General features: G+C 46.0%; 9 protein-coding genes. 2 read left to right on the top strand and 7 right to left on the bottom strand.

Going from position 1 to position 12097, the window contains the following annotated elements; all coding sequences use genetic code 11:
* Positions 1-859 precede the first annotated feature (859 nt).
* A complete protein-coding gene (locus BIY37_RS10235; protein WP_070067750.1) occupies positions 860-1603 on the top strand; it encodes a ZIP family metal transporter in 744 nt (247 codons plus the stop codon).
* 92 nt (positions 1604-1695) lie between these two features.
* Here BIY37_RS10235 and BIY37_RS10230 read toward each other — a convergent pair whose 3' ends face one another.
* From BIY37_RS10230 to BIY37_RS10195, 7 genes are all read right to left on the bottom strand, one after another.
* A complete protein-coding gene (locus BIY37_RS10230; protein WP_070067749.1) occupies positions 1696-2742 on the bottom strand; it encodes a Glu/Leu/Phe/Val dehydrogenase dimerization domain-containing protein in 1047 nt (348 codons plus the stop codon).
* A gap of 544 nt (positions 2743-3286) precedes the next feature.
* The gene (locus BIY37_RS10225) at positions 3287-3829 is read right to left on the bottom strand and encodes a flavin reductase family protein (RefSeq protein ID WP_070067748.1); all 543 of its coding nucleotides are present in this window, start codon (positions 3827-3829) and stop codon (positions 3287-3289) included.
* A 477-nt stretch (positions 3830-4306) separates the two neighbouring features.
* Entirely contained in the window at positions 4307-6880 is a 2574-nt protein-coding gene (locus BIY37_RS10215; RefSeq protein ID WP_070067747.1) for a GIY-YIG nuclease family protein, read from the bottom strand.
* Positions 6881-6956: 76 nt separating this feature from the next.
* Positions 6957-8504, bottom strand: coding sequence for an Eco57I restriction-modification methylase domain-containing protein (locus BIY37_RS10210; protein WP_070067746.1), 1548 nt, complete (start codon positions 8502-8504; stop codon positions 6957-6959).
* The gene (locus BIY37_RS10205; RefSeq protein ID WP_070067745.1) at positions 8497-9177 is read right to left on the bottom strand and encodes a DNA methyltransferase; all 681 of its coding nucleotides are present in this window, start codon (positions 9175-9177) and stop codon (positions 8497-8499) included. Before BIY37_RS10205 ends, BIY37_RS10210 begins: the two co-directional genes overlap by 8 nt.
* A gap of 104 nt (positions 9178-9281) precedes the next feature.
* Positions 9282-10139, bottom strand: coding sequence for a sulfurtransferase (locus tag BIY37_RS10200; protein WP_070067744.1), 858 nt, complete (start codon positions 10137-10139; stop codon positions 9282-9284).
* 310 nt (positions 10140-10449) lie between these two features.
* Entirely contained in the window at positions 10450-10986 is a 537-nt protein-coding gene (locus BIY37_RS10195; RefSeq protein ID WP_261340850.1) for a ribonuclease HI, read from the bottom strand.
* 599 nt (positions 10987-11585) lie between these two features.
* Between BIY37_RS10195 and BIY37_RS10190 the strand changes: the two genes are divergently transcribed.
* Complete coding sequence (locus tag BIY37_RS10190) at positions 11586-11987, top strand: helix-turn-helix domain-containing protein (RefSeq protein ID WP_179129365.1); 402 nt, start codon at positions 11586-11588, stop codon at positions 11985-11987.
* Positions 11988-12097 lie beyond the last annotated feature (110 nt).

The following is a 12097-nucleotide window of genomic DNA, read 5'->3' as shown; positions in this document are numbered from 1 at the left end:
TGGGCGATTCATGCCTAAAAATAACCTTTTTTCAGCTCGAATTGCGAAAGTCGGGTTAACCGTACGCATGACTCGTTCTCCTTTCCCTGTCGTTTTGTTCATGAGCCTCTTCTTCGATAAACTCAGTACATGTTTTCGATCGCCGTAAACATGCCAGGCTTAGATTCTCAAGGTATCCCTTCGGTTATAGGGTGGCACTGACAAACTTTGTTTGTCCGTGTGATATACCAAAGCCGTGTGTATACTCAGCAACAAGGGCAAACAAGTACGGCTATGCCACCCCGCAGCCCGTTTAAATAAAATGAAAATTCCTATACAACCAAGGTAGGAAACCATGTGGGTATATTCCTCAGACACACAATGCCAAATCACTGCTTCCAATCGTTTCCTCCCGGACGCTATCATCATCTCAATGGTCTTCTGACAATCAACAATTGGCCATATTGCACGTATCTCAGGAGCTCTGATATTGCCTGCAGCCCGTCTTCCCCTTATACTTGATCCCGCCTTGTGACATACTATGTACCTTGTCTGATACGGGATATGCCACCAACATCACTGGACAAGTACTTTGATCTTACCTTTTACACTATCCGAAATAGGGGTGTCGCCATCAGTTATTAAAAGGAATTGAGAAAATCTCGTGAATGCCTTCATCATCTTCTTAAAAAGCTTATTGCAATGGTCGTTATAATTTCCTGTGTTGATCCCTGCCGTCCTTACTCCTCCACCTTTCTTCTATTGCGTAAATACCTTGAGATTCTTCTCTCGTTTTGCTATTATCTCTACCCCTATATCGTTAATTTTGTTGAATGGTTACGTTTTCAGTAAAGTTGTTTTTTCAGACTGCGAGGTCTGTATGCTTATGGTGTGGATTATTATTTTCAGTCTCCTGGGCAGCGTGGTATCAGTTAGTGGGGCTGCACTTCTTTTATTTTTTCCTGAAGGTACGCGGAGAATACTTACTCCCTGTCTCGTCAGTTATGCGGCAGGGACATTGCTTGGATCAGCTTTTCTGGGAATGATACCGCACGCGCTGGAATATAGCCAACCGCGATCAATCCTGTCATTGGTGCTTGCCGGAATAATTATCTTCTTTTTACTTGAAAAACTGGTGATCTGGCGGCACTGTCATGTTGAAGGGTGTGAAGTGCATAATTCAGCGGGTCCGCTTATTCTCGTGGGAGATGCCTTTCACAATTTTGTTGACGGGGCGGTCATTACTGCGGCTTTTCTTACGTCTTTCCCCCTTGGCGTGGCAACCGCGCTTGCGGTGATTGCGCACGAGATACCCCAGGAAATAGGAGATTTCGTAATCCTTCTTGAAAGCGGTTATTCGCGACACAAGGCCTTCTTCTACAACATTCTGTCTTCGATTACTACCTTGCCGGGCGCAGTAATCGCCTATTTCTTTTTGAAATCGATGGAAGCTGTCGTGCCGTATATCCTTGCTTTTTCTGCCGCAAGCTTTATCTATATTGCAACTGCTGATCTCATTCCCAAACTGAATCAGAAAATTGGTATCCAGGCAAGTATCAGACAATTCATTCTCCTCCTAGCAGGAGTGGGAACTATTATATTATTCCATGTGCAGCATGGTTAAAAAGGAGGTGATGCTTTAAATCCACAGGAAAAGGATAAAATTATCTATTCTCCTTGAGGAAAAGCATTTGCGGTAAACATTCCCAATTAATGTCATTTTTTCGATACTTTTCCCTCCGTGATTTTCTGCCGGGCAAGCTCATCGGCAACTTCAGAGGTAAGCCTTCCTTCCTGCTGTGCTGTTTCAAATATTCTTAAGGTAACGTCATACAGACCGGATATCTTTTTCATTACCTCGTTTACATCATATTCCCCAAAGATATCACCCGATGCGTTGAGCATGCCTCCCGCATTGATTACATAATCGGGCGCATATAAGATACCTCTGTCATGAAGCATCTTATCGTGGCGCGCTTCATCAAGCTGGTTATTCGCAGAACCAGCAACGATACTTGCCTTTAGCTGAGGAATAGTATTGTCGTTTATTGTTCCTCCCATGGCACACGGAGAAAAGATATCAGCTTCCTGTGTATAAATTACACCGGGGGCAACGGCCTTTGCCCCGTAGTTTTTCACTGCATAAGCAACGGCTTCGGAATTCACATCGGCAACGATGAGCCCGGCGCCGGCTTCGTGCAGAATTTTACAGAGGTGTTGACCTACCTTGCCAACGCCCTGCACCGCTACCGTAAGTCCCTTGAGGGTGTCTCGCTTAAGCTTATGCTGTACTGAAGCCCTTATACCATGAAAACACCCAATGGCCGTAAAGGGTGAGGGGTCACCGGTTTTCGTCAGACCGAAAACATACTTACTCACCTTCGCAAAAATCTCCACATCTTCGACGCCAATGCCGACATCTTCTGCTGCGTAATATTGTCCCCCCAGCTTCTGAACATACCGGGCAAATGACATAAGGAGTTTTTCATTCTTCTCTTTAAGCGGATCACCGATGATTACTGCTTTTCCTCCTCCCAGTGGCAGGCCGGCAAGCGCATTCTTATAACTCATCGCCCGGGAAAGCCGAAGTACATCATACACGGCGTCACTCATGGTGGCATAAGGCCACATTCGGCATCCACCGGCAGCAGGCCCTAATGTAGTGTCATGAATAGCGATAATGGCAAACAGACCAGACTCTGGGTCGCGACAAAACAGAACTTGTTCATGATTATCATATTCACGGTTGTCAAAAACGGACATAAAGATTCCTCCTTAAAATAATCATAGTAAAACATCCTCTCCTGTAGAGGAATTCCGTGCAGGGTTCCCTTGTTCCCAGGCTTTTTCTTCAACTCAAGACGCACACAAAATACTTACAGTTTCTTTGTCCTGTCTTTCCACTAGTCTGGAATTCTCCGTAAATTTGCAACGACAATCGCAACAAAATGAATCTCCGTGTCTAAATATATAGGTTCGAAAACAATCGAACAAGCTTAGTCACATTCTAATAATTTTATAACAATAGTCAATCGCTTAATCGGTTTAATCAATGGCGGGCTAACCGTCAGCAATGGCAGCAGTGCGGGGCGGTGATGGTGAGATACTGTACCTGATGAAGAGACGGTTCAAGGCATATTGGACAATATAATGTTTCAATTAACAAAAGGCAAAAAATCTACGATTTTTTGCTCAAGAGAATTTCTTTGCTTGACAAGAACCTTCTAATGGGTGGCCCCCATCCTCCTACACCTGCAGCGAATTATTGGGCGCAGCCCCACTTTACGGTGACACACTACAGGTATGACTAGACGCCGGCCGGGAGCTTTGATGCCATCAGCTTGCGGCGGTTCAGCCTTCTGCCATCCACGATAAATGTTCCATCACCTACAGCGTGAACCGTGCGCTTCTCTCCCCGATCCGGAGCCACATAAGCGGCAACGGCATCCAGCACAACGATATTGTGCCTCCTGACAATATCGACGACGCTGCACTCGATGTTAGCCAGGCACTCCTTAATTAAGGGGGCCTTGACTATTTTTCCCGGCAGGGGTGTTAGCTTGAACCTGGTGAATTTGTCCGTGTTTGCGCCTGAGCATGTACCTATGCCAACCACCTTATCCAGCATATCTGCGGTGGGAATAGCGATAACGCACTCTCTGGTCCTTCTGAGAGCACGAAAGGAGTAATTCCACTCCCCGGTGGTCATGGCAAATCTGGGCGTGAAGTCCACCACCATGGTCCAGGAGATGGTCATAATGTTGTTCTTCTTCCCATCATTGGTGGTCACCAGAACGACTGGCCCGGATTCCATTAGTGTAAAGGCCTTGCTTAGCTTCAACAATCTCATAGACACCCCTGCTCAGAGTTGTGTAGGCTGGGTTGTGCAAAACGAAACCCAACAACTGCGATTATTCATGTCCAACATTTTCATCAAATTTTATTTCGGTACTTGCCCTCCCAGTCGCTATCATAAGTACCTTGTTATGAATCATGATGTAAGCTGGAATATGGCTAGTTCATGGGGGTAGTGCAAAACAGTCCAACAACCCTGTCAGGGTTTCAAACCCTGTCAGGGTTAACACGACCGTACGTTTTATTAAACGTCTGGCAAAAGTCACAAAAACTCGGGGGACATTCCCGTTCAATGGCTATTTTACCAATCTGTACCTACCTGGGTTGAAATTTTTTGTACTCACGCTTGTATCATCTGCTGAAATAACTCTTGATCAATCGTCATCGCATTGAGAAAACATTGTCGTTTTCAGGTAATGTCCAAATACAATGAATATGATCGGGAAGCAAGACAAAAGCCCGAATTATAACGTTAGCCCCTTTTTTCCTTATCGCTGGCTTCATAATTCTCAATGGGCTCGTTCATAAATGTTGTCTGATAATCTTGCCGTCTCAAAACCGTATCATACAAGCCAACATCATCGTCTTCATGCTTATTGACTCCCGTATAAGCCAGACTCGAATCCTCGTATCGCTTAAATTTATATACTGCGTCATTCATCAAGGGTCCGTTGAAGACGTTGAGACTGACCAACAGCTCGAAATCCTTGACCTCCAGACCCGTGACGCGTTTGAAGAGACGCGGCTCCAGCAGGGTGATGACGTCGCGCAGGGTGCGCTCTCGGTAGTCGGTGAGATACATGAAAATAGGAATGCGCGTGGAAAACTTTATCAACTTCGTTTGAATCAGTTTGCGCTTGCTCTTATATTCCTTTTCGTCGTCGGTCAGTTCCTTCTTTTCTTTCTTGGTAAGTTCCCGTTCGTTGGCTTCGCGCTTGATCTTCTTGACCGCTTCAGATTTGTTGATAATGGTTTCAATATCCTGGTTGAGATTGCGAAAGCCCTCGATGCTCATCAGCGCGTCCATCGCCTGTTGATTGGCCATCAGCCGCGAGAGCGTTTCGTTATCCACGTTGGCAAGCAGGGCGCTTTCCCAGCGTCGTGCCAGCAGGGTGGCAGTGGTGCCGCTGGTGGCGATGTCGAGAATTCCTGCAGCATCAATCTGTTTCATCAAGGAGCCGTCGTACGCCAGCACAGGTAGGAAGTTGATGAACTCAGCCACCTTGTTTTCCGGGCTGACGGCTTCGTTGACGTTGAGCCTTGTGGCGTAGTCGGTGATCAGGCGCAGGGCACGGTTGGGAGCGAAGTCGAAGACGTAACATTCCCGCTTGATGATCTCCTCGGCGTTGGGATGCAAACCGTCGGGATTTTTGACCGTCCACGGCGATTGGACGCGGAAGGCAGCCTGGAAGTACGTCTCGGGCGTGGATAGATTGCGAAGCATGAAGATGCCCGTCCATGGTCTGACGGTGATGCCGGTGGTCAATTTCATGCAGGACAAGGTAATAGTCCTGGATTTCAGCGGGTCGTCCATTGCCTCTTGAACGGGTTGTAATGCGTTCACACCAACGCCCGCTTCGGATCCCGCGGCGACAATTATCTGGTAATCGTGATAGAACCTGTTCTGCTTTTGTTTCAACAGGTTGTTCATGGCATGGCAAGCCGCCACGCTCGGCAGGAACCAAAAGGTGTGCGAAAGTACGTTGAGCAGGCGCGTATCCGAGAAAGGCATGGGCGGTTTCTTCGCCCCGAGTTTCAGATTGTCCACCGCCGTTGCCAGAAATGCGCCGCGGATCAAGTCTAACCATTTTTGCACTTCTTCTTCGTATTTGAAGCGCGCCAGCATGCCCTGTCCTTTGGCGGAGAAAAAGACGTTCAGGTCGAACTCGTTGAACTCGCCCTGCATGGCAATCTCACGAATGGAATCGGGCAGTTGGTAGGTGAGCAAAACCATACGTGGCAGCATGGCGTAGGGATTATCACCGCTATTCCAATTTGCCTTGGCGCGCTGTTCATCCGAATACGTCCAGTTGAAGATTTGCTCTTCAATAAACTCGCCGGAAGCGATGGCGCGGAAGGGCGTGCCTGAGAGGTAGAGATAATGATCGGCGCTGACGGGCAGAATATCCTCAATCTCTTCGTTGACGTCAGCCAGAAATTCGGCGCCTTCTCCCTGGGCAAATTTGACTTCGTCTTTTTCTTCGGATTCAAACAGGTCTCTGGCTTTTTCGCGCCACGCGCCGTAGTGATATTCGTCCAGAACGACGCAATCCCAGTGAGTAGTATGAACCCATTCATTTTTGGTTTTGATTCCGCCGGTGTTTTTGTTTTTGCCGAGATAATCCTGAAACGAACCGAAGCAGACAAAGGGCTTTTTCTTGTCTGCGGCTTCGTAAGACAAACCGGCAGGCGAGATGAACTGCCAGTCCGCGAAATCCACATGATATTTGATATCGCCTTCCCATGCGCTTTGCACAGCGGGTTTGAAGGTAAGAACCAACACTTTTTCCCAGCCCATCTTTTTTGCTAGTTGGTAGGCGGCAAAGGTCTTGCCGAAGCGCATTTTGGCGTTCCATAGAAAATGCGGTGTTTTGCCCTTGTTAGATTTGTCCCTTTTAAAGTCGTTGAAATAGGCGGCAGTATTCTCCACCGCATCGCGTTGTTCGGGACGCATGGCAAAATCGAGTGTGCGCCCTTCTTCGCTGTCTGTTCCGCTCTTTACGGAGAGATATACGGCTCGCAGTTCCTGCGCCGAGCAGGCGAACCACTCGCCTTTGGGATTTTTGAACCCCTTGACGTGCAGGCAGCGGTGAATCTCGCGATCGGTGAAAGTGGAACCGTCGTTGCGCATGGCGGACTCTTCAAAGATGATACGGAAGGGCAATTCACCCGGGCGTGCGGTGGGATATTGCTCCGTCACCCGTTCCACTGCCGTGCGCGTGGTGTAGCCGATTTTGAGCAAGCCTGCATACTGCGGATGCGTGTCTTCGTAGGCGTAGATGATGGGACGCGCTTCAGGGCGCGGTGGGAAGAAGTCTTTAGGCATGGGTGGCTCCAGAGACTTCCGAAGTCTCTGCCCTTGCGGGGTGCTTTGTGAAGACTTAAGTCTGTTGCGAAAATCGTCACTCATCGTCTTCTTCGCTTTCACCCATTGGACGAATCTTCGATTCAATAAATTCGATTTCTTCTTTTGTTAATTCATACCGTCTGTAAAGTTTCTCATCTGTATAGCGTTTAGTCATATCCAATATTGGAACAAATGCAAATGTATCTTTTGTGATGCCGTGAGAATACATAAATAAAGACATAAGAAATCTCAGAAAACGCGTCTTCATATATGCCAATAAATTGGTCGCTTCTTCTTCCGTCGAATAACTACCAATAACCAAATAGGTTTCCGTACAGATAGTTCCAGGCGGCAATATAGCGGTTCTTGAAAGAACGCGGCGAGTGCCGTCATTGCCGGGGTTGCCTGCATGTTCATGCCCTGACCGCGATGCAATAACCTTCCACTTGTCAATCATTTCTACGCCAACTGTAATATCTTTTCGTCTATAAGGTCCCACACCTTTTTGCCAAAAGAGTTTTATATCTCCTGTTTTTTGTGGTTTTTCATAGGTTCTCAAGCCAAAGGGTTTATACGCAGATACTTGTTCATTCATTAGCTTCCCGCCTTTTGCAAGTATCTTTCTAACTATTGGTACTGCCTGACTATGTCTGATGAAAATATCGAATTCGTTGAGCTGTCTTTTTGATACAACTTCACTATCGTTATGTCTGTTAGTTATTTCACACGGGCTTTTGTTATCTCTGTCCCAAAGGAAATAGCAGATACCACCTGCGACATCTACTCCAGGAAAAATTTCATTAGAGTCTTCATAATCCACTATTTTTCTTATTCGCTCATCATTCAGCATTTCTTCTCGAAAACCATCCAATCCTTTCCCGCCCCCAAACCATCGGGACGGGATAATCATCGTCATGTACCTGGGCTGAAGTTTTTTGGCCTGTTCAACAAACTTGTTGTAGATCGGTGAAGCGCTTTTCCCAAACCCCCCATCGCTCAATTGATACGGCGGATTGCTGATGATGACATCGAATTTCATTTTAAAAATCTCCTCAGGGTTCGTAGTGTGAATGAACTTATAAGCGTGGCTTTCCAGCGATTCATTGCGGTCGTATTCGTGCAAACTCGCGCCGCAGTATTTACAATGGTCGTCTTCCCATTCGTGAATCACTTGTTCAAATAAAATATTGCCTTCGGGTGCATCGAAGCCTTCGCAGACCGAGTATTTTCCGTCCGCCTTCTTCGAACAATACACGCTTCGGCGCGAAAGCAAGGCGGTGATTTCGGTGATGGCAATGCCATACAACTGTTTTGTGAAGATGTGATTGATGCGTTCCTGCCTGTTGGGGACGGCTGTCTCCAATCCCACCATCAGACGCTTGGCGATCTCGCGCAGGAAAATGCCCGTCTTGGTGGCGGGGTCGAGAAATGTGGCGTTTTGATCGCGCCAGATTTCGGGCGGCAGCAGATCGAGCATTCGGTTGGCAATCTCCGGCGGGGTGAATACCTCGTCACTCGAAAGATTGGCCAGGCAGGATAAAACATCGGGGTTGTAGTTGACGTTGATGAAGGGGTTGGGAAGCGTGTTCGTTGATTCACTCATGCTCTTCTCCAACCTTTAGAAAGTGAACGAGCGGGTGACTGCGGGTCTCGGTGGGCAAAAAGACCTTTTCGCCCAAGTCGGAAACTAATTCGGGTTTGGAAAACAGATCGGGCAGACGGCGTTTCTGCAAGTCGTCGGGCAGCAATTCGGCAAAGACAAAGTCGCGTCGTTTGATCTGGCTGTTGTGCAAAGGGAAAGACCATTCGGCGAAGATGATCTGTTGCGGATGCGCGCCGGCGGTTTTCAAATCCAGGGCGTCGCCCCAGATGATGTTTTTGCTCAAGATGTAGCGCAGCGCCTGTCGTACCTGCTCGCGGGCTTTCTTCTTGAACAGGACGCTGTAACGCTCGTCAGCCATGTCAAACAAACGCTGGCGGCATTTGACGACGTTATCTTCAAGAATGTCAATGCCATAAATGGAAGAGACTGCCAAAACGAGATAGCGCTCATAATCCAATTGACTGCGGCGGTATTTTTTCTCCACTGCGTTCAGCTTTCTACGCAGAATTTCGGTCAGGAAGTTGCCCGTGCCGCAGGCAGGCTCCAGAAAGCGCGAGTCGATCCGCCCGGTTTCCTGCTTCACCAAATCGAGCATGGCGTTCACTTCGCGCTCGTTGGTAAAGACCTCGCCGTGATCGGCGACACGTTGTTTGGAAATGACTTGTTCCTTCATTTTCACAAGTATGTATTCCGCAGGGTGCTAATAATACTTAGACTGATCAGCATAAGACACCATTTTTAGTTTGTTAAGCAGTTTGTCGGGCTTGTGATAAATATTTATTCTTCCTTTGGAGGGCCTTCTTCAATGGGCAACTCGGGGTGTCTTGACCATTCATTCCATGAACCGAAATAGACCCTCAGATTTTTAAAACCGGATTCCTTCAAAGCAATGTAGGTATTTGATGCCCTGGACCCCTTAAAGCAATAGATAATAATATTGTTGTCGGGAAAAATTCCCTTTTTCGCGCAAAGCTTCTGTATCGCCTCTTTTGATTTAAATGCGGGGACTTCCAGCGTTTGATCCATAAATTCATACCATTCTATCCATCTTGCCCCGGGTATCCTGCCCTTTCTTGGGGCAAAATCTACGCCGTAAGGCGACGAGCTTTCTCCTATCCATTCAACCTTATCGCGATCATCAAGCAGGATTACTGACGGATTGTGTAACGCCTTGAGGACATCATCTTTCGTTGCCATAATGCTATTATTTGGCTTGAGTGAGAAACCAGTTGGTTTTGGCAAGCTTATCTCTTTGCTTACCGGAAAACCGGCCTTTATCCATGCGGATAAGCCGCCATCAAGAACTCCTGATCTCGAATGTCCCAAATAATTTAGTAACCAGTACCCTCTGCAGGAACCACCGTATCGGTTGTTCAAACTGTCTTCATATACAATTGCAGTTTTTTCCGCCGATAATCCTGCGTTAGAGAAAAGATCTTTGAATTTTCTATGCATATTGTTTAAACCTTCCGGAGTGCTTTCACTGAGGTAGAAAAATATGTCAGGTATGTTTACTGCGTTTGGGATATGTCCTTTTTTGAATTGCTCAGCGTCCCTGATGTCTATTAAGACAACGGGTTCTTTCGAAATAAGTTCCTGTACTTCCTGTGGCGTGTACAATATTTTCTGGCTCATTGTTTAATCCTTTCCATATGTCAATGTAACGACTAAAAAAAGGGGTCTTCTAAGTTTTCTGTGGGCAAATTTTCATAATAGTTCTTTGCCAATAGCACGAAATATAAAGGGTTTCAGGTAAAATAGAGCTCCAAAAAGTTGTCACGAGTAAGTATACGACTCTGGCAAAAGAAAGAGTCATTCAGGAAAACCGGTAAAACCGTATCTACAAGGCTCACCTCTTGGAAGAATCATTTGGAAAGCTTTGGGACTACTAAAGTCTCGACTTCAACACACCCTGTTTGACACCTTTAGTCTAAAACAGCGAAGGTTATTTGTCAACCCATGAGGCATTATGAGAAATATAATTTCTCAATAGATTCCTGACAAATCTGTCTACTTCTGAAAATATCCTCTGTACACCGATACGGGTTTTTCCCGGTGTATGCCCTTTGACCCATATAAGTTTAGGTGAAAACTCATCATAAAGGTTAAAAAAGCTCTTGTAGATATCAGCATTTACTAACGCGGAGCCTTTCCTTTTGCTGCGATAATGAACACTCTCAAGTCTCTTCCTTCGCCGTAATAAATCAATTGCAGTACGACAGTCGGTGTAAATGGTAGTCGATTCCATTTTCCCATAGATTATATTTTCGTTGTCTGATTTGAGGAATTCGAGGGCACAAAGAAGCGTTTGAAGTTCCAGTCGCGTATTCGTTGTATTCTCCACAATCCTTGTTTTCATTGCACCCGGAGAATACAATTTCTCTAACATCTGGTTATCTGCTAGTATTTCATCAGGGCAATTAGGAATGCACAAAAAACCACCAACCCCAAGCCTTCTTTCCGGATTATAGCTGGAATCAATAAAAATAATTATAGGTCTTCTCCTTATCGGGTGAGTAAAAATGAGCTACATATGTTTTGATTCAGACATTGGATAGCATGCAAGTCGATATTTTCGCCGGTGATGTTCTTCGTCTCGTAGCCCACAAACACGGCGCTGAATGTCCCTGATTTATCTGAACTCTCGACAAATCCGCTTGCGATCTTACAACGTGAAAAATATCGTACATATGCGTTGCAGGATCATTTTTTTCTTAAGCAATTTTATATCATATTATAAAACGTTATAACAAGCTTAAAACTATCGGTCGAGTAGACGGCAGGATTATTCCTACTGTGCCTAACAGAAACGTGGATACAGAATTACGAAGAATTGGGGCAGACCATGATCAGAGAATACATTTGATAAGGCTATAACACACATTATCTTAGTCTGCTATTATGGAGCGACCCTGGAAAATCCATCCATGGGTATCCTGTAAAGGGATTTAATAAGAATGAATGGAAATCAGGGATTGAATATGGGAAATTAATAAGAGTGAAAACGGGTCAGGAAAAGAGATTTCTGGATATAAGGTCAAGCACGGTCTTGTCCTGGGAAGCGATGAGTTTATTCGTTGGGTGCAAAAGAAGTTTATCAGTCGACTCTCTGCAAGGGATAGAGAATTGCCCCTGAAAACGCTGGTAGCGGATAACGGGGTGGTAGAAAAGGTATTGGATGAAGTGGCAAGGTATTTTGAAGTGGAAAAAAGCCGGTTACTACAGAGGAAAAGACGGCTATCGCAAAGAGCCAGAGATGTGTACATGTACTTCTTGAGGGAACACAGTGGATTGGATAATGAGAGGATTGGGGAGGTATTTGGTGTGAGTTCAAGTGCGGTAACGAAGACTGCCCTGCGGATGAGCGAACAAATGAAAACGCAAAGAAGATTTAAGAAAGAGACAGATCAGATTTTATATTCTGTATTCAACAGGTTGTCCGAGAATTCACTTTTCCGTGACTTCTCAAGTCATAAGTTCTAACAAATCAACATCCGAGTTTTTGCGATTTCGCATTCTCGGACAACCTGTTAAGATGTGATAATCATATAGAAGGCTCCTTCACAAAGCGATGCGAAGTTGTATTATAGAGG

This window comes from Candidatus Brocadia sapporoensis (assembly GCF_001753675.2).
In the GTDB taxonomy this organism is placed as follows: Bacteria; Planctomycetota; Brocadiia; order Brocadiales; family Brocadiaceae; genus Brocadia; species Brocadia sapporoensis.
This window is presented reverse-complemented; position numbering and strand designations above follow the sequence as displayed.

Excerpts from the sequence above, each read along its gene's own strand:
- BIY37_RS10200 (WP_070067744.1), bottom strand. The coding sequence starts at position 10,139 with ATGAGCCAGAAAATATTGTACACGCCACAGGAAGTACAGGAACTTATT.
- BIY37_RS10210 (WP_070067746.1), bottom strand. The coding sequence starts at position 8,504 with ATGAGTGAATCAACGAACACGCTTCCCAACCCCTTCATCAACGTCAAC.
- BIY37_RS10230 (WP_070067749.1), bottom strand. The coding sequence starts at position 2,742 with ATGTCCGTTTTTGACAACCGTGAATATGATAATCATGAACAAGTTCTG.
- BIY37_RS10225 (WP_070067748.1), bottom strand. The coding sequence starts at position 3,829 with ATGAGATTGTTGAAGCTAAGCAAGGCCTTTACACTAATGGAATCCGGG.
- BIY37_RS10205 (WP_070067745.1), bottom strand. The coding sequence starts at position 9,177 with ATGAAGGAACAAGTCATTTCCAAACAACGTGTCGCCGATCACGGCGAG.
- BIY37_RS10235 (WP_070067750.1), top strand. The coding sequence starts at position 860 with ATGCTTATGGTGTGGATTATTATTTTCAGTCTCCTGGGCAGCGTGGTA.
- BIY37_RS10215 (WP_070067747.1), bottom strand. The coding sequence starts at position 6,880 with ATGCCTAAAGACTTCTTCCCACCGCGCCCTGAAGCGCGTCCCATCATC.